The sequence below is a fragment of the Mesorhizobium sp. M0808 genome (genome assembly GCF_040320025.1).
Classification (GTDB): Bacteria; Pseudomonadota; Alphaproteobacteria; order Rhizobiales; family Rhizobiaceae; genus Mesorhizobium.
This window is the reverse complement of sequence record NZ_JAMYOX010000003.1, coordinates 120,644-139,034: the sequence shown is the minus strand read 5'-3', so window position 1 is coordinate 139,034 and position 18,391 is coordinate 120,644. Positions and strand designations below refer to the sequence as shown.

At 64.3% G+C, this 18,391-nt stretch carries 21 protein-coding genes; 12 read left to right on the top strand and 9 right to left on the bottom strand.

Going from position 1 to position 18,391, the window contains the following annotated elements:
- The first annotated feature begins 3 nt into the window (after positions 1-3).
- A complete protein-coding gene (locus tag NKI25_RS06360) occupies positions 4-1,131 on the top strand; it encodes a CobW family GTP-binding protein (protein WP_352998266.1) in 1,128 nt (375 codons plus the stop codon).
- A gap of 194 nt (positions 1,132-1,325) precedes the next feature.
- Here the strand turns inward: NKI25_RS06360 and NKI25_RS06355 are convergent, their stop codons facing one another.
- The 5 genes from NKI25_RS06355 to NKI25_RS06335 all read right to left on the bottom strand — a co-directional run bounded on the left by NKI25_RS06355 (position 1,326) and on the right by NKI25_RS06335 (position 5,258).
- Positions 1,326-1,601, bottom strand: coding sequence for a sulfurtransferase TusA family protein (locus NKI25_RS06355; protein WP_352457621.1), 276 nt, complete (start codon positions 1,599-1,601; stop codon positions 1,326-1,328).
- 5 nt (positions 1,602-1,606) lie between these two features.
- Complete coding sequence (locus NKI25_RS06350; protein WP_352593937.1) at positions 1,607-2,932, bottom strand: L,D-transpeptidase family protein; 1,326 nt, start codon at positions 2,930-2,932, stop codon at positions 1,607-1,609.
- Between the two features lie 212 nt (positions 2,933-3,144).
- The gene (locus NKI25_RS06345; protein ID WP_023677882.1) at positions 3,145-4,095 is read right to left on the bottom strand and encodes an acetyl-CoA carboxylase carboxyltransferase subunit alpha; all 951 of its coding nucleotides are present in this window, start codon (positions 4,093-4,095) and stop codon (positions 3,145-3,147) included.
- Between the two features lie 99 nt (positions 4,096-4,194).
- Entirely contained in the window at positions 4,195-5,112 is a 918-nt protein-coding gene (locus NKI25_RS06340) for a site-specific tyrosine recombinase XerD (RefSeq protein WP_352998265.1), read from the bottom strand.
- Positions 5,109-5,258, bottom strand: a complete 150-nt coding sequence (locus NKI25_RS06335) for a hypothetical protein (protein WP_023677884.1) — start codon at positions 5,256-5,258, stop codon at positions 5,109-5,111. The genes NKI25_RS06340 and NKI25_RS06335 overlap by 4 nt, the downstream gene beginning before the upstream one ends.
- A gap of 158 nt (positions 5,259-5,416) precedes the next feature.
- Here NKI25_RS06335 and NKI25_RS06330 point away from each other — a divergent pair, with 158 nt between their 5' ends.
- The 4 genes from NKI25_RS06330 (at position 5,417) to NKI25_RS06315 (ending at position 8,898) form a co-directional block, all read left to right on the top strand.
- On the top strand, positions 5,417-6,019 hold the full coding sequence (locus NKI25_RS06330) for a shikimate kinase (RefSeq protein WP_352593890.1): 603 nt from the start codon (positions 5,417-5,419) through the stop codon (positions 6,017-6,019).
- A complete protein-coding gene (gene aroB / locus NKI25_RS06325) occupies positions 6,016-7,158 on the top strand; it encodes a 3-dehydroquinate synthase (RefSeq protein ID WP_352593891.1) in 1,143 nt (380 codons plus the stop codon). Before NKI25_RS06330 ends, aroB begins: the two co-directional genes overlap by 4 nt.
- On the top strand, positions 7,155-8,051 hold the full coding sequence (locus tag NKI25_RS06320; protein WP_023677887.1) for an HlyC/CorC family transporter: 897 nt from the start codon (positions 7,155-7,157) through the stop codon (positions 8,049-8,051). The genes aroB and NKI25_RS06320 overlap by 4 nt, the downstream gene beginning before the upstream one ends.
- 76 nt (positions 8,052-8,127) lie before the next feature.
- Complete coding sequence (locus tag NKI25_RS06315; RefSeq protein WP_352593938.1) at positions 8,128-8,898, top strand: alpha/beta hydrolase; 771 nt, start codon at positions 8,128-8,130, stop codon at positions 8,896-8,898.
- Positions 8,899-8,901: 3 nt separating this feature from the next.
- On the opposite strand, the gene NKI25_RS06310 is transcribed toward NKI25_RS06315, so the two are convergent.
- Positions 8,902-9,204: a BolA family protein gene (locus tag NKI25_RS06310; protein WP_352570588.1), complete on the bottom strand. Its 303-nt coding sequence runs from the start codon at positions 9,202-9,204 to the stop codon at positions 8,902-8,904.
- Positions 9,205-9,337: 133 nt separating this feature from the next.
- On the opposite strand from NKI25_RS06310, the gene NKI25_RS06305 reads away from it, so the two are divergent.
- The 6 genes from NKI25_RS06305 to NKI25_RS06280 all read left to right on the top strand — a co-directional run bounded on the left by NKI25_RS06305 (position 9,338) and on the right by NKI25_RS06280 (position 15,048).
- Entirely contained in the window at positions 9,338-9,967 is a 630-nt protein-coding gene (locus NKI25_RS06305) for a J domain-containing protein (protein WP_254816626.1), read from the top strand.
- 123 nt (positions 9,968-10,090) lie between these two features.
- Positions 10,091-11,077, top strand: coding sequence for a cobaltochelatase subunit CobS (gene cobS / locus NKI25_RS06300; RefSeq protein WP_352451201.1), 987 nt, complete (start codon positions 10,091-10,093; stop codon positions 11,075-11,077).
- 11 nt (positions 11,078-11,088) lie between these two features.
- Positions 11,089-12,987 carry a cobaltochelatase subunit CobT gene (gene cobT, locus NKI25_RS06295; protein ID WP_352451202.1) on the top strand — a complete coding sequence of 633 codons (1,899 nt, stop codon included), beginning with the start codon at positions 11,089-11,091 and terminating at the stop codon, positions 12,985-12,987.
- Complete coding sequence (locus tag NKI25_RS06290; protein ID WP_352593892.1) at positions 12,984-14,009, top strand: esterase-like activity of phytase family protein; 1,026 nt, start codon at positions 12,984-12,986, stop codon at positions 14,007-14,009. The genes cobT and NKI25_RS06290 overlap by 4 nt, the downstream gene beginning before the upstream one ends.
- Positions 14,010-14,197: 188 nt before the next feature.
- Positions 14,198-14,566 carry an ArsR/SmtB family transcription factor gene (locus NKI25_RS06285; protein ID WP_352593939.1) on the top strand — a complete coding sequence of 123 codons (369 nt, stop codon included), beginning with the start codon at positions 14,198-14,200 and terminating at the stop codon, positions 14,564-14,566.
- Positions 14,563-15,048 carry an SRPBCC family protein gene (locus NKI25_RS06280; RefSeq protein ID WP_352998264.1) on the top strand — a complete coding sequence of 162 codons (486 nt, stop codon included), beginning with the start codon at positions 14,563-14,565 and terminating at the stop codon, positions 15,046-15,048. Before NKI25_RS06285 ends, NKI25_RS06280 begins: the two co-directional genes overlap by 4 nt.
- 57 nt (positions 15,049-15,105) lie before the next feature.
- Here the strand turns inward: NKI25_RS06280 and NKI25_RS06275 are convergent, their stop codons facing one another.
- From NKI25_RS06275 to rpmB, 3 genes are all read right to left on the bottom strand, one after another.
- Positions 15,106-15,780: a polyamine aminopropyltransferase gene (locus tag NKI25_RS06275; protein WP_023677895.1), complete on the bottom strand. Its 675-nt coding sequence runs from the start codon at positions 15,778-15,780 to the stop codon at positions 15,106-15,108.
- A gap of 62 nt (positions 15,781-15,842) precedes the next feature.
- A complete protein-coding gene (locus tag NKI25_RS06270) occupies positions 15,843-16,523 on the bottom strand; it encodes a queuosine precursor transporter (RefSeq protein WP_023677896.1) in 681 nt (226 codons plus the stop codon).
- Positions 16,524-16,604: 81 nt separating this feature from the next.
- Complete coding sequence (rpmB, locus tag NKI25_RS06265) at positions 16,605-16,901, bottom strand: 50S ribosomal protein L28 (protein ID WP_006328411.1); 297 nt, start codon at positions 16,899-16,901, stop codon at positions 16,605-16,607.
- A 680-nt stretch (positions 16,902-17,581) separates the two neighbouring features.
- On the opposite strand from rpmB, the gene NKI25_RS06260 reads away from it, so the two are divergent.
- A complete protein-coding gene (locus NKI25_RS06260; protein WP_352593894.1) occupies positions 17,582-18,373 on the top strand; it encodes a DUF3108 domain-containing protein in 792 nt (263 codons plus the stop codon).
- The last annotated feature ends 18 nt before the right edge of the window (positions 18,374-18,391 follow it).

Below are 18,391 nucleotides of genomic sequence, written 5' to 3'. Positions count from 1 at the left end.
CGCATGGCCGGTTTCCCGATCCCCGTTTCGGTGCTCACCGGCTTTCTCGGTGCCGGCAAGACGACGCTGCTCAATCGGCTGCTCCGGGATCCGGCGCTCGCCGACACCGCCGTCATCATCAACGAGTTCGGCGAGATGGCGATCGACCATCTCCTGGTCGAGCAGGCCTCCGACGGCATCATCCAGCTCTCCGACGGCTGTCTCTGCTGCACGGTGCGCGGCGAGCTGGTCGACACGCTGGCTGACCTCGTCGACCGCCTGCAGACCGGCCGCATCGACCGGCTTGCCCGCGTCATCGTCGAAACCACCGGGCTCGCCGATCCCGCCCCCGTACTGCAGTCGATCATGGCACACCCGGCCCTGGTCCAGGCCTTCCGGCTCGACGGCGTCATCACCCTGGTCGATGCCGTCAACGGCAATGCGACGCTCGATGCGCATGTCGAGGCGGTGAAGCAGGTGGCCGTCGCCGATCGCATCGTGCTCAGCAAGGCCGACCTGACCACGGATGCAGGCGATGTCGAGGCGTTGCGGGCGCGGCTCAGGCAGCTCAACCCGGGCGCCGTGGTGCTCGACGCCGGCGAGGCAAGCACCGCGACCCTGTTCGATAGCGGCCTCTACAATCCGGCCACCAAATCCGTCGATGTGCAGCGTTGGCTCGGCGAAGAAGCCGGCCACGACCATGACCACGGCGGGCATGACCACGGCGGGCATGATCACGACGGGCATGACCATGCCGACCATGATCACCATGACCACAGGCACGATTCCCGCGTGCGTTCGTATTCGCTGGTTCATGACGGGCCGGTGCCGTTTTCGGCAATCGAGATGTTCCTCGATCTGTTGCGCTCGGCGCATGGCGAGCGCCTTTTGCGGATGAAAGGCGTCATCGAGCTTGCAGAAGACCCGTCGCGGCCGCTGGTTATCCATGGCGTGCAGAAGATCCTGCATCCGCCGGTGCAACTGCCGGCCTGGCCGGACAGCCAGCGCGGCACCAGACTGGTGCTGATCACGCTCGACATGCCCGGAGACTATGTCCGGCGGCTGTTCGCCGCCTTCACCAACCGGCCGTCGATCGACACGCCGGATCGCGCAGCACTGGAAAGCAACCCGCTGGCTATTGCCGGATCGTGATCTCCCCCCTTGAGGGGGAGATGTCGCCGAAGGCGACAGAGGGGGTCGCCTCGGCTGGCGCGACGCCCTGTGGGACGAGAGAAAAGGTTGGCGCTTCACGCGCGGCAACCCCCTCTGGCCTGCCGGCCATCTCCCCCTCAAGGGGGGAGATTATCCCGCTCAGCCGCTTTCGCCAGAACGAGCTAAGTCGAGACTCAGCCGATCCCGCACTCGACCAGGAAGCGGTGGCCGCCCGATATCGCCGTCGTCTCGATCAGCCGATGGCCGGTCTCGGCGCAGAAGGCGGGAATGTCGATGACGGCGAGCGGATCGGTGGTTTCGAGCCACAGCCGGCTGCCCGGCTGCATTGCGGCCAGGCGCTTTTTTGCCTTGAGCACGGGCAACGGGCAGTTCAGGCCTTTGAGGTCGTAGACGGCGGCGGGGCTGGTTGAGGGCCTGTGTTCTTGGCCCCCATCTTCTTGCTCAAGCATGAAGTTCAGCCGCCAAACATGCCGAGCAGCTTTTTCTTCAACCTTGTCGCCGTGCTTTCGGCGTCCGCAGCCTGCGTTTCGACTGCCGGGGCGGCTTCCGATGGCGCTACGGTGGCGGTGGCGACAGGCATCTCGGCGGCGGTCTTGGCAGCTTCCTTTTCGGCGAGCGCCTGGGCTTTGGCAGCTTCCTTCTCGGCCAAGGCCTGTGCCTTGGCTGCCTCTTTCGCGGCCTTGGCCGCTTCTATGGCGGCAAGCCTTTGTTCCTCGGCCTTCTGCTTGGCGGCCTTTTCGGCATCGAGCGCCGCCATCTTGCGGCCCGCCGGCGAATCGATGCGGCCCATGCGCGCCGTTTCGGCCACGGTGCCGTCCGGGTTGAGCGAGGGCGGCTCGATCGGAACGCGTTCGCCGCGCGCACGCCGTTTCGACCAGTCGGAAACGATGCTGGCTTCCTTGATCCCGGCGATGGTCGGCTTGGGTGCCGGCACGCTGGCCTTCATGGCGCCGTTGAAGGCCGCCTCATAGGTGCTTTGATAGGCGTTGATGGCGCTCTTCAGCGAATCGGGCTGGGTGGTCGCAGGGCAAGCGCCGGTCGGATTAAAGGTCGAGCCGTCGGCCGCAACCTGGTTGAAGACGTAGCGCTTCTCGCAGACGTCGACTTTCGGCGGCACCTTGGTGACTTCGAAATTGTCGTAGCCGACCTTCAGCATCTTCCAGAATTCGTAGTTCGGGTCGTTGCGGTAACGCGCCATGTTGGCGGCGGTCATGCGGAACGGAAAAGCCTGGATCTGGAATTCGGTCTGGCCGCCCTGGAAGGCGTCGCGGCCGAAGGCGTAGATCTGCTCGATCTGCGCGTCGGTCATCGAATAGCAGCCCGACGACGAGCAGGCGCCATGGACCATCAGGTTGGAACCCGTGCGGCCATTGGCGCGGTCATAGGCGTTCGGGTAGCCGATATTGAAGGACAGGTGGTAATTCGACCGCGGGTTCATCTGTGCCGGGCGGACCGTGTAAAAGCCTTCCGGCGCCTGGCGGTCGCCTTCGGTGAACTTCGGCCCGAGCTTGCCCGACCATTTGCAGATGTCGTAGCTGGCGACCAGGTCGTAGCGGCCGTTGGTCTTGGCCTTCCAGATTTCGAGCTTGCCTTCTTCCTTGAAGATGCGGGCCATCACCGAGGAGGTGCGGACCATGCCCTTGGCCTTCATCTCGGCCAGGATCTTGTCCGGCAGCGGCTTGTTGGCTTGCGGCGCAAAATCCTTCATCGAAGCATCATTGCAACCGGCGACGCCGATCGCAGCGATCAGAACTCCGGTGCGGGCAAGCTTGGCAAACATGGATATGGCTATCGTCTTCATCTCTGCACCGCGGATGCCGCGGCTGCTAAACTGACCACTGACGGACCCTAAGCCCGTTAACCTTGAAAATTCCTTACCGCAATCATGCTGGCGCGTCCCCTTACGGCAACCCCACTGAGCCGAATGCGGCGGCATTTTTGTGGCGAAACTGGTTCACGCCGCCACATTTCGGGCCGCGTGCCTGCCGGATGTTATAGATTGCGGCCCATCGCCAGGTATTTCTCGCGGCGATGCTCGCGGAAATCGGTGTTGGCGCCGGAGAATTCCTTCATCGTCCTGGCGATGTGGTCGCCGGTTGCGGCGATCACCGTTTCGGGGGCGCGATGGGCACCGCCGAGCGGCTCGGCAATGATGGCGTCGATGATCTTCAGCTCCAGCAGGTCCTGCGCCGTGATCTTCATGTTGGTCGCCGCGTCCTTGGACCGCGTGGTGTCGCGCCACAGGATCGAGGCGGCGCCCTCCGGCGAGATCACCGAATAGATGGCGTGTTCGAGCATGTAGACGCGGTTGGCGGTGGCGATCGCTATGGCGCCGCCGGAGCCGCCTTCGCCGATCACCACCGAGATCGACGGCACCTTCAGGCCAAGGCAGGCCGAGGTCGAGCGGGCGATGGCTTCCGCCTGGCCGCGCTCTTCGGCGTTGACGCCGGGATAGGCGCCGGCAGTGTCGACCAGCGTCAGCAGCGGGATTTGGAAGCGGTCGGCGAGTTCCATCAGCCGCACCGCCTTGCGGTAGCCCTCCGGCCGGACCGAGCCGAAATTATGCTTCAGCCGGCTTGCCGTGTCGGAACCTTTTTCCTGGCCGAGGATCGCCACCGGCTCGCCACGGAAGCGGGCGAAGCCGCCGACGATCGCCTGGTCCTCGCCGAAATTGCGGTCGCCGGCGAGCGGCGTGAAATCGGTAAGCAGGCCCTTGATGTAGTCGATGCAATGCGGCCTGTCCGGATGGCGCGCCACCTGCACCTTCTGCCACGGCGTCAGCGCCTTGTAGGCGTCGCGCAGCGCATCGCGCGAGCGCTTCTCGAGACGGGCGATCTCATCGCCGACATCGACCGCCTCGCCGTTCTCGGCAAGCTTCTTCAGCTCAAGGATCTTGCCTTCGAGATCCTGCACAGGCTTTTCGAAATCGAGGTAATTGTACATTCTTGGGCGGACCGGCAAGTCGGAAGGCAATGACTGACGCAAGCCTGAAAATGCAGGCTGGGCGCGGTGGAACGTCGTTCTCACATAGCGGCATGACGCCTAGTCGGCAAGCGGATGATGATCGTTGACCAGACGCACCAGCCGCTCCTCCAGCACATGCGTGTAGATCTGCGTCGTTGAAATATCGGCATGGCCAAGCAACTGCTGCACGGCCCTGAGATCAGCGCCGTTCTGCAGCAGATGGCTGGCGAAAGCATGGCGCAGCACATGCGGCGATATCTTCGCCGTGGCAATGCCGGCCCGAGCGCCAAGCCCTTTCAGCTCGCGGGCAAAGACCTGTCTCGAGAGATAGCCGCTGTCGGAGGCAGCCGGAAACAGGAACGGGCTGTCGGCAAGAGCCGGCACCGCCCCCCGTGCGGCAAGCCATGTCCGCATCGCGGTGCGCGCCTTGGCCGACAGCGGCACCATGCGCTCCTTGTTGCCCTTGCCTCGCACCATGAAGAAGCGGTCGTCGCGCTGTGCCACCGTCACGGGAAGGCCGACCAGCTCCGAAACGCGCAAGCCGGTGGCGTAGAGCACCTCGACCAGCGCGTGCAGGCGCAGCGCCGCCAGGCTGTCGCCGTCATGCAGGGAGGGGTCCATTGCCTCCTGCGCGGCACGGTCGAGCAGCCGGCCGGTGTCGGCCTCGCTCATCGTCTTAGGCAGCGGCCGGCCCTTCTTCGGACTGTCCAGCGTGCCGGTCGGATCGTCACCGCGCAGGCCTTCGACGTAGAGGAACTTGAAGAACTGCCGGATCGCCGACAATTTGCGCGCCTGCGAGGTGGCGGCAAAGCCGCGCGCGGCGATGTCGTCGAGGTAGGCGCGGATGTCGGCGCTGGTGGCAGCGGCAAGCCCACCGCCGATCCCGGCGGAAGCGTCCTCGAGGTCGCGGCGATAGGAGGAAAGCGTGTTTTCGGCGGCGCCGCGCTCGGCGCTCATCATCTCCAGGAAAGCTTCGATGCGGGCGGCGCTGTTCATTTTTTGGGATTGAGCTTTTCCGGAGGGATACGCACGCTCATTTCCGCCTTCCTCGGCTCGACGAACATGACCAGGGCGAACATCGCGCCATAGACAATGCCGGCCAGAATCGCGAGCGTCACGACAAAGCGAAACAGTGTTGGCATTAATTTTCGCCCGTCGTCTTATTCTGCATTTCCAACCCTGTGCCCTTATGAGACGCCAATCCGGCCAATTCAAGGGTGAAGCCCATAGTCCCGGTTGCGCCGCGCTTGACGCAAACAGGCTTTTGATGTCGATACGCCGCCAAAGAGGCCCTAGAAGCATGAACGCGCTACCAGCAAATCCTCCGGGCGAGAGCTATGCCGCGCTGCTCGGCCGGCTGGGCGGCCGTTCCATCGTCTTTGTCGGGCTGATGGGCGCCGGCAAGACGGCGATCGGCCGCAAGGTGGCGGCGATGCTGGCACTGCCCTTCATCGACAGCGACCAGGAGATCGAAACTGTTTCGCGCATGAGCGTCCCGGACCTGTTCGAGCGCTATGGCGAGGCGGAGTTCCGGGCACTGGAGCAGCGCGTCATCCTGCGTGTGCTGGAGCACGGGCCGCAGGTGCTGTCGACCGGCGGCGGCGCCTTCATGAACGCGCAGACGCGCGAGGCGATCGCCAGCCATGGCGTTTCGGTTTGGCTGAAAGCCGAGATCGACCTGTTGATGGAGCGCGTTTCCAAGAAACAGAACCGGCCGCTGCTGAAAAGCGCCGATCCGCGCGCCGTGCTGGAACGGCTGATGGCGGAACGCTACCCGGTTTACGCCGCGGCCGATGTCATCGTGCCGACCCGCGACGACCGCAAGGAGATCATTGCCGCCGAAGTGGTGGACGCGCTGCGCGGCCATCTCGGCGTTGCCGATATTGACGAGGTGCGGTCGTGAGCGCTGATGCAACGGTCTCTGTCGAAGTCGGGCTTGGCGAGCGTGCCTACGATATTTTGATCGGTCCCGGCCTGCTGTCACGCGCCGGCGCCGAGATTTCGCGCCGTCTGCCGGGGACGCGGGCGGCGGTCGTCACCGACGAAAACGTCGCGGCCGCGCATCTCGCGACGCTTGCGGCCGGCCTGGCAAGCGGTGGCATCCAACATGCCGTCATCACGTTGCTGCCAGGCGAAAAGACCAAGAGCTTTGCCCATCTGGAAGAGGTGGTCGACGGCGTGCTGGCCGCCAAGCTGGAGCGCGGCGACGTCGTCATCGCGCTCGGCGGCGGCGTCGTCGGCGACCTCGCCGGCTTTGCCGCCGGCATCGCGCGGCGCGGCATGAACTTCGTGCAGGTTCCGACCTCGCTGCTGGCGCAGGTCGATTCCTCCGTCGGCGGCAAGACCGGCATCAACAGCAAGCGCGGCAAGAACCTGGTCGGGGTATTCCACCAGCCCAGGCTGGTGCTGGCCGACACCGAAGTGCTCGACACGCTGCCAATCCGCGAGTTTCGCGCCGGCTATGCCGAACTGGCCAAATACGGGCTGATCGACCGGCCCGAGTTTTTCGCCTGGCTGGAAGAAAACTGGCGTCAAGTGTTTGCCGGCGGGCCGGAGCGGGCTGCGGCCATCGCCGAGGCCTGTCGTGCCAAGGCCGACGTCGTTGCCCGCGACGAGTTCGAGACCGGCGACCGCGCGTTGCTCAATCTCGGCCACACCTTCGGTCATGCGCTGGAGGCGGCGACCGGCTATGACGGCGCAAGGCTCGTGCATGGCGAGGGCGTCGCCATCGGCATGGCGCTGGCGCACCGCTTTTCGTCAAGGCTCAATTTGGCGAGCCCCGACGACGCGGCGCGTGTCGAGGCGCATCTTCGCGCCGTCGGTCTGCCCTGGCGCATGGCCGACATTCCAGGCGAACTGCCCGACGCCGAGACGCTGTTCTCCTTCATCACCCAGGACAAGAAGGTGTCGCGCGGCGCGCTGACCTTCATCCTGACGCGCGGCATCGGCCAGGCCTTTATCGCCCGGGATGTGCCGGCCTCGGAAGTGCTGGCGTTCCTCCGGGAGAACCATCCGGGTCGGCAGGAAAGCCGCCCGGGATGAGCCAGGCCGGCTGGATCGCGGCTGCCGTGCTCGCCGGCCTCGGCCTGCTGGGCTTCGTCTTGCGCCGGCGCCTGCTCGCCGCCTTCGGCTACGAGCTGCAACGCATCGAGCCGCAGCGCTCTGCGCGCGAGGAACTGCGCGGCGCCGTCGACGATTTCCGCCGCGACGGCCAGGTGGTGCGCGAGGACCGCGCCCGCATCGGCGGCCTGTTCGACCTCGAGGAGCTCGAAGTGTCGGACGTCATGGTCCACCGCACGAATATGCGCTCCGTCAACGCTGACGACCCGCCCGAAGCGGTGGTTCGCGAGATCCTGCAGAGCCCGCACACCCGCATGCCGTTATGGAAGGGTTCGCTCGACAACATTGTCGGCGTGCTGCACGCGAAGGATCTGCTGCGCGCGCTGAACGAGGTCGGCAACGATTTTTCCAGGATCGACGTGATGAAGATCGCGTCGAAACCGTGGTTCGTGCCCGACACCACGACGCTTCAGGAGCAGCTCAATGCCTTCCTGCGCCGCAAGGCGCATTTCGCCATCGTCGTCGACGAATATGGCGAGGTCGAGGGGCTGGTGACGCTGGAAGACATCATCGAGGAGATCGTCGGCGAGATCGCCGACGAGCACGACATCGACATCCAGGGCGTCAAGCAGGAGGCCGATGGCTCCGTCGTCGTCGACGGCACGGTGCCGATCCGCGACCTTAACCGGGCGCTCGACTGGAACCTGCCGGACGAGGAAGCCACCACCATCGCCGGCCTTGTCATCCACGAGGCGCAGTCGATCCCGGACGAAAAGCAGGCCTTTACGTTTCACGGCAAGCGCTTCGTAGTCATGAAGCGCGACAAGAACCGTATCGCGCGGCTGAGGATCAAGCCGGCGATGCTTGGAGAATGACAGTGCGCACCTTGTGGCAGCCGTGGGCAGTCAGGAGTTGGTGACGATCGATCGGCGAAGCCTGCTTCTGGCGTCGATGGCGGCGCTGCTGCCGGGACAGGCGGCGGCATTGCGGCTGCGTTCGCCGTCGCCCGAAACCTTCGACTATGGGCCGGCCAAGCTCGACATCTATTCCCGCGATGGCGCAAGCGGCCTGCCGGTCGTCTTCTTCGTCCATGGCGGCGCCTGGCGGGTCGGCAACCGCAACAATGTCAATTCCAAGCCTGGTTTCCTGCTCGACAATGGCTTCGGCTTCGTCTCGATCGACTACCGGATGCTGCCTGAAGCCGACGTCGCCACCCAGGCGGCAGATGTCGAACTGGCCTATCGTTACGTCCGCGCCAACATCGCCAGGCATGGCGGCGATCCGGACCGGATCGTCGCCATGGGCCATTCGGCCGGCTGCCATCTCGTAGCATTGACCGGGCTGCGCGGCGGCCTGCCCGGCGTCGCGGCGCTGGTTCTCGACGACACCAGGGCCTACGATCTGGAGGCGCTGGCCAGAAGCGGCGGCATTGCAGGGGTCTATGCCCGCGCCTTTCCCGATCCGGCGCAGTGGCGCGCGCTGTCGCCTGTCACCTATGTGGAAGGCCGCAAGCACCCGCCGACCTTCATCGCCCATTCGCGGGCGAAAGCCCGCGCGGCGGACGCCCAGGCCTTCGCCGGGCGTCTGCGCGCCACCGGAACCAGGGTCACGCTGTTCGACGGCGGCGCCTATTCGCACATGTCGATCAATCGCGACTTCGGCACCGACGGCGATGCATTGACCGCAGCGGTGATGGCTTTCCTGAGGGCGAGCCTCGGCTGAAATTTACCAGCGGGTCTTTTCACCGGGCGCCACCGGCTCGATTGCCAGGGCGTGGACGCCGGATTTCAACTCCTCGGCCAGCAGATCGTTGACTGCGCGGTGACGCTCGACGCGGCTCATGCCGGCAAAGGCTGGCGCGACGATGCGGACGCGGAAATGCGTCTCGCCAGTGCCGTCGAAGGTGGCGTGATGGCCGGAATCCACATGATGATGCCCGGCATGGAGATGGCTTTCGTTGATGACGTCCAGCCGTTCCGGCGAAAACGCCTTTTTCAGCTTATCTTCCATCGTTGCCTGTATGGACATCGCCGCTTCCCTTCACCACATCTATGTCATCGCACAAAATTCGCAATTCGCCGGTTTTATGCCGCGATTCAGCGGTTAGGGCGATCATCGCGAAAATGTCAATTCTTGTTTCGCATCAGCGAACAGCCCATAAATGGGTGAGATGAAGCCGTACCCAAAATATTTCGAGAAGATTCGCATCCGCCCGGAGAAGGACGCGGAGCTGAAGTCGCGTTCGCCGATCTGCCAGTGGGATGGCTGCAAGGAGGCCGGTACCCACCGTGCCCCGGTCGGACGGATGAAGGAAGGCGAGTATTTCCAGTTCTGCTTCGATCACGTGCGCGAGTACAACAAGGGCTTCAATTATTTCTCGGGCGTTCCCGACACCGAGATCGCCCGCTTCCAGAAGGAAGCCATGACCGGCCACCGGCCGACCTGGAAAATGGGCGTCAACGGTGCCTCGACACGCTCCTCGCCAGACTTCGCCCAGGCGCGCTCCGGCCGCGCCGGCTACTACAATCGCATGCGCGATCCGTTCGACCTGTTCAAAGGCCCGAAGGACCCGCGCGAAGCACGCGAGCGCAAGGCCAAGCCGCTTGAGGCCAAGGCACTGGAAACGCTTGGCCTTGATACAAAGGCAAGTGGCAAGGATATCAAGGCGCGCTATAAGGAACTTGTGAAACGCCACCACCCGGATGCGAATGGCGGCGACAGAGGTTCGGAAGACCGGTTCCGCGATGTGCTCCAGGCGTATCGCGTGCTCAAGCAGGCAGGTTTGTGCTGAGCGACCATACGGTTCGTGTCGCTTTCCAACTTTCATAAGGTTGGAAAAGGCTCTAAGACCGCCCCCGAACAAAATCGATTGCCGGCGAAACGCGGCGTTTCGCTTGTGGAGACGTTGATAGAGATGAACAAGGTCGATCGCGACATCGCCAACCTGCCCGACACCACGGTGTCGGTGAAGGAGACATTCGGCTTCGACTCCAAGATGGTGGTGCCGGCCTATGCGGTGACGAGCGAGCATGTCCCCGACATCGATCCGGACTACCTGTTCGACAAGAACACGACCATGGCGATCCTCGCCGGCTTTGCCTATAACCGCCGGGTCATGGTGTCGGGCTATCACGGCACCGGCAAGTCGACGCATATCGAGCAGGTCGCCGCCCGCCTCAACTGGCCCTGCGTGCGTGTCAATCTCGATAGCCATGTCAGCCGTATCGACCTCGTCGGCAAGGACGCCATCGTCGTCAAGGACGGGCTGCAGATCACCGAATTCCGCGACGGCATCCTGCCCTGGGCCTATCAGCACAATGTCGCGCTGTGCTTCGACGAGTACGATGCCGGCCGCCCGGACGTGATGTTCGTCATCCAGCGCGTGCTGGAATCGTCGGGCCGGCTGACGCTGCTCGACCAGAGCCGGGTCATCCGCCCGCACCCGGCCTTCCGGCTGTTTTCGACCGCCAACACGGTTGGGCTGGGCGACACCACCGGCCTCTACCACGGCACCCAGCAGATCAACCAGGCGCAGATGGACCGCTGGTCGATCGTCACCACGCTGAACTACCTGCCGCACGACAATGAAGTGAACATCGTGCTGGCCAAGGCCAAGCACTACCGCGATGGCAAGGGCAAGGAGATCGTCAACAAGATGGTGCGGGTCGCCGACATGACGCGCTCGGCCTTCATCAACGGCGATTTGTCGACGGTTATGAGCCCGCGCACGGTTATCACCTGGGCCGAGAATGCCGAAATCTTCGGCAATATCGGCATGGCGTTCCGGCTGACCTTCCTCAACAAATGCGACGAGCTGGAACGCTCGCTCGTCGCCGAATTCTACCAGCGCGCCTTCGGCGAAGATCTGCCGGAATCGGCGGCGAATGTGGTGCTGGGCTAAGCAGAGTCTCGATGGCGGGTCCGGGCGACAACACGCGAAACAAATCCAAGACCGGCGCTGAGAACGACAGCTTCAAGCGCGCCGTCACCGTCTGCATGCGCGCCATCGCCGGCGACAAGGATCTCGAGGTCGGCTTCGCCAAGGATCGGCCGGCGCTGGCCGGCAGCCGCGCCCGGCTGCCGGAATTGCCGAAGAAGGCATCGAAGGCGGACATCGCCATCACCCGCGGGCTCGGCGATTCCATGGCGCTGAAGCGCGCCTGCCACGATGCGCGCATCCACACCAGGCTGGCACCGGAAGGCAAACAGGCCCGCGCCATCTATGACGCGGTCGAGCAGGCCCGCGTCGAGGCGATCGGCAGCCGCGCCATGCAGGGCGTCGCCGACAATATCGGCTCGATGCTGGAGGACAAATACGCCAGGGCCAACCTCGTCGACGTCAAGGACAAGGCCGACGCGCCGATCGAGGAAGCGCTGGCGCTGATGGTGCGCGAAAAGCTGACCGGCCGCACTGTGCCGAAAAGCGGCGAACGGCTGGTCGATCTCTGGCGCCCTTGGGTCGAGGAAAAAGCCAGTGCCGATCTCGACGGGCTGTCGGCAAAGCTCGACGACCAGCAGGCGTTCGCCCGCGTGGTGCGCGAGATGCTCGCCTCCATGGAAATGGCCGAGGAACTCGGCGATGACCAGGAGACGGAAGACTCCGAGGACAACGACGAAAACCAGCCGCAAGGCGAGGAGCAGAGCGAGGAGGGCGGCGAAGACGATTCGGGCTCCGAGCAGTCGCAGTCCGAGGATACCGAGGCATCGTCGGACGACGAGCAATCGGCCGAGACGGAGGCCTCCGACGCCACCGCCGAGGATCTCTCCGACGATGACGACGCCGATGCGGAGACGCCCGGCGAGGCGCGCCGCAACGACAATCCCTTCACCAATCTGCCGAAAGAGATCGACTACAAGGTCTTCACCACGGCCTTCGACGAGACCGTAGGTGCGGAGGAACTGTGCGAGGAGGAGGAGCTCGACCGGCTGCGCGCCTTCCTCGACAAGCAGCTCGCCAACCTCTCCGGCGTCGTCGGGCGGCTGGCCAACCGGCTGCAGCGCCGCCTGATGGCGCAGCAGAACCGCTCCTGGGATTTCGATCTCGAAGAAGGCTATCTCGATCCGGCACGGCTGGTGCGCGTCGTCATCGACCCGATGCAGCCTTTGTCCTTCAAGCAGGAGCGCGATACCAAATTCCGCGACACGGTGGTGTCGCTGGTGCTCGACAATTCGGGTTCTATGCGCGGCCGGCCGATCACGGTCGCCGCGACCTGCGCCGACATCCTGGCGCGCACGCTGGAACGCTGCGGCGTCTCGGTCGAAATCCTCGGCTTCACCACCCGCGCCTGGAAGGGCGGACAGGCGCGCGAGAAATGGCTGAAGGAAGGCAAGCCGCCGAACCCCGGCCGGCTCAACGATCTGCGCCACATCATCTACAAATCCGCCGACCATCCGTGGCGGCGGGCGCGCCGCAATCTCGGCCTGATGATGCGCGAGGGCCTGCTCAAGGAAAACATCGACGGCGAGGCGCTGCTGTGGGCGCATAACCGGCTGATCGCGCGGCCGGAGCAGCGCAAGATCCTGATGATGATCTCGGACGGCGCGCCGGTCGATGATTCGACGCTGTCGGTCAATCCGGGCAATTATCTCGAGCGGCATCTGCGCGCCATCATCGAGCTCATCGAGACGCGCTCGCCGGTCGAGCTTTTGGCCATCGGCATCGGCCACGACGTCACCCGCTACTATCGCCGCGCCGTCACCATCGTCGATGCCGAAGAACTGGCCGGCGCCATGACCGAGCAGCTGGCCTCGCTGTTCGCCGAGGAAACCGTGCGCGACACGCGGCGCGGCGGCATGCGGCGCGCCGGATGATTTGTTCCCGCGGCGGCTTTTGGCAGAAGCTTTTGGCCGCCATTGCGTTGTTCGGCATCACTTTGGCCCCGGCTGTCGCTGCCGGGCCGGCCTCGGTCGAGCCGGCCGAAATCTCGGCCCGGCCCATAACCCAGTTTCGCATCGGCAATGACGAAAAACAGTTCGGGCCGCTCGAATTCGTCGGCGGGCTCGAAATGACCTCGCCGACGCGCGATTTCGGCGCGCTGTCGGCGCTTCGGTTCCTCAAGCCAGGCAGCGATTTCATCGGCGTTGCCGACACCGGTTTCTGGTTCTTCGGCACCCTCGTTCACGATGCCGAGAAGCGGCCTTCCGGCATCCAGAATTTTCGCATGCAGCAGATGGTCGATGCGGCCGGCCAGCCGATCGACGAGAAATGGGCGGTCGATGCCGAAGGCCTCGCGGTCAAGGACGGCATTGCCACGGTCGGTTTCGAGCGCGATCACCGTATCGCCGAGTTCAAGATCGACCCGGACGACATGAAGGCGCCGTTCAGGCAATTGGACTTCCTTATCCCGGCCTGGGAACTCCGCCGCAATCGCGGCTTCGAGACCGTTACCCGCGCCCATCCTCACGGGCAGCACGCGGGCGGGCTGGTCGTGGTGTCGGAAAAGAGCCTCGACAAGACCGGCAACATCTTTGCCGCGATCATCGAAGGGCCGCGCAAGGGCGTCTTCACCATCAAGCGCAATGGCGATTTCGACATCACCGACGGCGCCTTCCTGCCGGACGGCGACCTGTTGCTTCTGGAGCGCAGTTTTTCGATGGCCGGCGGCGTCAAGATGCGGCTGCGGCGCATCTATGGCGAAAGCGTCGAGAAGGGCGCCGTCGCCGACGGGCCGGTGCTGCTCGAAGCCGACATGGGCTACCAGATCGACAACATGGAAGCGCTCGACGTCTGGACCCGCGACGATGGCGCGCTGATCGTGTCGCTGATGTCCGACGACAACCACTCGATCCTGCAGCGCAATCTTTACCTGGAATTTGTGCTGCACGAGGATTGACGCGCGACCGGCCTGCTGGCTGACAGCATCGCTGGCGTTTCCGCGCCGTTTTGCAGCGCAGGCAATTTCCCTCGCAATTTCCCCTGGCAATGACCCGCGTCGCGGGTTTTCCAGCCGGCTCTCACCATCAGCAAAAATACTTTAGCCGTGACTTGACAATTTGTGTCATCGGCGAAATACTCAAGTCCATGCTTAAGTATTCCGAGATCGACAGCATCCTGCGGGCTCTTGCCGAGCCGACGCGCCGGGCAATCCTGGAAAGGCTGAGCCGCGGGCCGGCCACCGTCAGCCAGTTGGCGGAGCCGTTCGGCATGACCTTCGCCGCCGTGCTCCAGCATCTTCAGGCGCTGGAAGCGTGCGGGCTGATCCGCAGCGAGAAGGTCGGACGCGTGCGCACCTGCCGGATCGAGCCCGGCGGGCTTGCCCCGCTCGCCGACTGGATCGCCGCGCGCCGTACGCCGGCCGAACGCCACCTCGACCGTCTCGGCCAGATCCTGGCGGAGACTGACCAAACGAACGCAACAATCCACGACCAGGAAAAGGACGACAAGAAATGAACCAGATTGCCCCCGTGAACGACCAGCAGTCCGTCATCCATTCGACCTTCACGATCGAGCGGACCTATCCGCAATCGCCCGAGAGCGTCTTCTTCGCCTTTGCCGACAAGGCGACGGTGCGGCGCTGGCGGGTCGAAGGCGACGGCTTCACCATCGCCGAATTCACCTTCGATTTCCGTGTCGGCGGCGGCGAGGTTTCGCGGTTCAGCTACCAGGGCGGCCCGGAGATCAGGCTCGATGCGCAGTTCCAGGACATCGTCCCTGACCGGCGCATCGTATTTTCATACCGGATGGCGGTCGGGGCGCAGCCGCTGTCGGCGTCGCTCACCACGGTCGAGCTTGCACTTTCCGGCGAGGGCACCCGCCTGACCTATACCGAACAGGGTGCGTTCTTCGATGGCGTCGATTCAGCGCAAGGGCGCGAGGAGGGCACACGCGGGCTGCTGCAGGCGCTTGCCGCCGAGCTTCAGAAGGCGAAGTAGAGGTTCGCCGGCGTACCGGGCGGCGTCCAACAAGGCCCGCCCGGATTGCGAGGTGGCCTATTGCCCCTTGCTCGCGAGCCAGACGATGTGACGGGCGCCGCGCTTGCCGTGAGCCCGCACCTTGACCTCCTCGACCGTGAAGCCGGCCTGCTTGAGCCTTCGGGTGAAACCTGCGTCAGGGCCCTGCGACCAGACCGCCAGCACACCGCCGGGCTTGAGAGCTGCTCTCGCGCTGATCAGGCCGGCTGCGCTGTAGAGCGCATCGTTGGCCTTGTAGACGATGCCCTCGGGGCCGTTGTCGACATCGAGCAGGATCGCGTCCCAGGCCGAAGCTTGCGATCGGATGAGCTGACCGACATCGGCCTCACGAATGCTGACGCGCCGGTCATCAAGGCAGCCGCCGAACAGCTCGGCCATCGGGCCGCGCGCCCAAATCACGATGGCCGGCACCAGTTCGGCAACGGCGACCTGCGCATCGTCGCCGAGCTCGGCCAGCGCCGCGCGCAGCGTAAAGCCCATGCCGAGGCCGCCGATCAGGATGTTTGGGGTCCGGCGGCCGGCAATCCTTTGACAGGACAGTTTCGCCAGCGCTTCTTCGGAACCGCTGAGCCGGCTGTTCATCAGCTCGTTCGCGCCAAGCATGATCGAGAATTCGCCGCCGCGCCGTTTCAGGCGGAGTTCCTGTCCGCCGTCAGGCGTTTTTGCCGAGTCCAGTTGAAGCCAGGGGATCATGCTCGATAGTCTTTGAGCATGATCTTGTCCGAAAACCGGTTCCCACTTTTCGGGATCACGCTCTATGCCGCCAGTGCCGGCTGGCTCCAGCGGGCGGCAAGCAGCCGGTAGGGGATCAGCGCCACCACCGCTATGACCAGCTTGACGCCGAGATCGCCGAGCGCCCAGGAAATCCAGCGCATCGTCTCGACCGGCAGCACGCCCATCAGCGGCGCGGTTTCCAGCGCAAAGCCGTCATTGGGCCCGGCGAAGGCGAACGCCGCCGCGAAGGCGACGGTGAAAAACACCACCGTATCGAAGACGGAGCCGACCAGGGTGCCGACGATCGGCGCGCGCCACCAGCTCTGCCGGCGCAGCCGGTTGAACACGGTGACGTCGAGCAACTGCGCGGTGAGAAAGGCCGCACCCGACGCCGCGGCAATACGCACCAGCCGGTCGGCGGCGGTCTCGAATTCGATCAGGCCGTGGCGAAACAGCAGCGGTGGGATGACGATCGAGCAGACCACCGCTGTCATGAAGCCGACAAAGACGATCCTGCGCGCCACCGCCGGCCCATAACGGCGATTGGCGAGATCGGTGACCAGGAAGGAGAACGGATAGGTGAAGGCGCCCCAGGTCAGGATGTCGGCCAGCGACAACCCGCCGATTGCACCCTGCATCGGGAACTGCACGAGGATGTTCGAGGCCACGACGACGAGCGCCATGGCCGCCACGAAGGGCAGGTACCGCGAGAGGAAAATCATTTTTTTATCCTGGGTAATGGAACCAGCGGAACGCGATCCGGAACCCGGTCGCGCCCTGGAAGGCGGCCGCCGCCGAAAAACTCAGGCGGCCGGCTGTTCGGCGAGCTTCTTGGCGATCTGCTTCTTCAACAGGCGGGCGCGCTGCGACAATTCCTTGGCATCGGCCTTGGCCAGGAAGGCATCGAGGCCGCCGCGATGCTCGACCGAACGCAGCGCGTTGGCCGAAATGCGCAGGCGCACATTCTGGTTCAGCGCTTCCGAGATCAGCGTCACATTGACGAGATTGGGCAGGAAGCGACGCTTGGTTTTGTTGTTGGCGTGGCTCACATTGTTGCCGGACATGACTGCCTTGGCAGTGAGTTCGCAGGTGCGGGACATGGTTCTAACCTTCGGTTCTCGGTCCTGGCCAAACATTCGACCCGCGCCGGGTGGCGCGCGGTTTCGGTCAGGCGGCCTTATGGAAAAAGTTGGCGTTCCATAGTTGCATTTCGCCGATGCGTCAAGCTTGGGGTTGCTTCGGGGATGGGGAATCGCACTTTCGGAGTAGGTGTCGTCGGTGAAGCTGCTGATCGCCCCCTCAGGAGGAGATGTTGCTGTCCCGCGGATCTCTCAAGACCTAGGTTCCTCGCCCACCGCGAAGCGGGGGAGAGGTGGCCGCCCACGGGTCTTGCCTTCGGCAAGCCCGAGGACAGGCTCTGCGGCCGGAGAGGGGCCTTTTCGTAGAGCGCGGTTCCCCCTCTCCGTCTCGGCTTCGCCGAGCCACCTTTCCCCCCGCAACCCTTTCCCTCTGCCGGGCCGAGGCAGATCGGCAGATTCGTCGAGGGCGCCACATTTGTTCTTGCTTTGTGCCGGCAGCTATGCTACTAATTTCGGTATGGTGCTAATTGGCTCCAACGACCCGCCCGCCGAGGCGGGTTTTTTATTTTGGCCGTCGACCAGCCCCAACGTTGCCTGCCGACGGCGCCTTTCACATTAAGGCCGGAATTCAGCCTATAAGCGGTCGCACAGGGACATGCCAGACCGGAGCCGCCCGTCCGGTCGACAATCAAGGACCCGCCATGCCTCGTTCTTTCCTCCATGCCCTGGTCGTGCTGATGGCCGTCGCGCTTTCGACGACGGTTTCGGCCGCTGAGCCGCAATCCTTCACGGGCGAATATTCGGTGTCGTTCCTCGGCCTCTCCGTGGCCAAGGCGAAATTCTCCAGCCATTACGAGGGTGACACCTATTCGATCGAGGGCAGCGTTTCCGCCGCCGGGCTCGCCACTTTGTTCGACGATACGCGAGGCACGATCTCGTCGAAGGGCAAGATTTCGGGCAAGCAGTTGCAGCCGCAAGCGTTCCACGCCGACTACACGTCCGGCAAGAAGGCATCGATGATCGACATCCAGTTTGCCAACGGCGTCGTCACCTCGACCAAGGTCGTGCCTGAGCCGAAGAAGCGCAATCCCGAGAATTGGATACCGCTGGTCGGCAGCCATCTCGTATCGGTCCTCGATCCGATGGCCGCGACCGTCATCCATGCCGACAGCCTCGACCAGGTCTGCGGGCGCACGGTGAAGCTCTATGACGGCGAAATGCGTGCCGATCTCAAACTGACCTACGAGTCCAAAGGGTCGATCTCGGTGACCGGCTACAAGGGCGATACGGTCACCTGCAGGCTGGGCTTCGAGCCGGTGGCCGGCTACCGCAAGAACCGCAAGGCGCTGAACTACCTGAAGAAACGCAGCCGCATCATGGTGACGTTTGCACCGGTCGGCCAAAGCGGCGTATATGCGCCGATCCGCGCCACGGTCAGCACGCAAATCGGCCCGTTGACGATCAGCGCGGAGCGGTTCGAAGCGAACGAATAGGCGTGATGGTGCGCCGCC

Bases quoted from the DNA above. Each gene is read 5' to 3' on its own strand.
- NKI25_RS06360 (WP_352998266.1), top strand. From the start codon at position 4: ATGGCCGGTTTCCCGATCCCCGTTTCGGTGCTCACCGGCTTTCTCGGT.
- NKI25_RS06355 (WP_352457621.1), bottom strand. From the start codon at position 1,601: ATGCTTGAGCAAGAAGATGGGGGCCAAGAACACAGGCCCTCAACCAGC.
- NKI25_RS06350 (WP_352593937.1), bottom strand. From the start codon at position 2,932: ATGTTTGCCAAGCTTGCCCGCACCGGAGTTCTGATCGCTGCGATCGGC.
- NKI25_RS06345 (WP_023677882.1), bottom strand. From the start codon at position 4,095: ATGTACAATTACCTCGATTTCGAAAAGCCTGTGCAGGATCTCGAAGGC.
- NKI25_RS06340 (WP_352998265.1), bottom strand. From the start codon at position 5,112: ATGAACAGCGCCGCCCGCATCGAAGCTTTCCTGGAGATGATGAGCGCC.
- NKI25_RS06335 (WP_023677884.1), bottom strand. From the start codon at position 5,258: ATGCCAACACTGTTTCGCTTTGTCGTGACGCTCGCGATTCTGGCCGGC.
- NKI25_RS06330 (WP_352593890.1), top strand. From the start codon at position 5,417: ATGAACGCGCTACCAGCAAATCCTCCGGGCGAGAGCTATGCCGCGCTG.
- NKI25_RS06320 (WP_023677887.1), top strand. From the start codon at position 7,155: ATGAGCCAGGCCGGCTGGATCGCGGCTGCCGTGCTCGCCGGCCTCGGC.
- NKI25_RS06315 (WP_352593938.1), top strand. From the start codon at position 8,128: ATGGCGGCGCTGCTGCCGGGACAGGCGGCGGCATTGCGGCTGCGTTCG.
- NKI25_RS06310 (WP_352570588.1), bottom strand. From the start codon at position 9,204: ATGTCCATACAGGCAACGATGGAAGATAAGCTGAAAAAGGCGTTTTCG.
- NKI25_RS06305 (WP_254816626.1), top strand. From the start codon at position 9,338: ATGGGTGAGATGAAGCCGTACCCAAAATATTTCGAGAAGATTCGCATC.
- cobS (WP_352451201.1), top strand. From the start codon at position 10,091: ATGAACAAGGTCGATCGCGACATCGCCAACCTGCCCGACACCACGGTG.
- cobT (WP_352451202.1), top strand. From the start codon at position 11,089: ATGGCGGGTCCGGGCGACAACACGCGAAACAAATCCAAGACCGGCGCT.
- NKI25_RS06290 (WP_352593892.1), top strand. From the start codon at position 12,984: ATGATTTGTTCCCGCGGCGGCTTTTGGCAGAAGCTTTTGGCCGCCATT.
- NKI25_RS06285 (WP_352593939.1), top strand. From the start codon at position 14,198: ATGCTTAAGTATTCCGAGATCGACAGCATCCTGCGGGCTCTTGCCGAG.
- NKI25_RS06280 (WP_352998264.1), top strand. From the start codon at position 14,563: ATGAACCAGATTGCCCCCGTGAACGACCAGCAGTCCGTCATCCATTCG.
- NKI25_RS06275 (WP_023677895.1), bottom strand. From the start codon at position 15,780: ATGATCCCCTGGCTTCAACTGGACTCGGCAAAAACGCCTGACGGCGGA.
- NKI25_RS06270 (WP_023677896.1), bottom strand. From the start codon at position 16,523: ATGATTTTCCTCTCGCGGTACCTGCCCTTCGTGGCGGCCATGGCGCTC.
- rpmB (WP_006328411.1), bottom strand. From the start codon at position 16,901: ATGTCCCGCACCTGCGAACTCACTGCCAAGGCAGTCATGTCCGGCAAC.
- NKI25_RS06260 (WP_352593894.1), top strand. From the start codon at position 17,582: ATGCCTCGTTCTTTCCTCCATGCCCTGGTCGTGCTGATGGCCGTCGCG.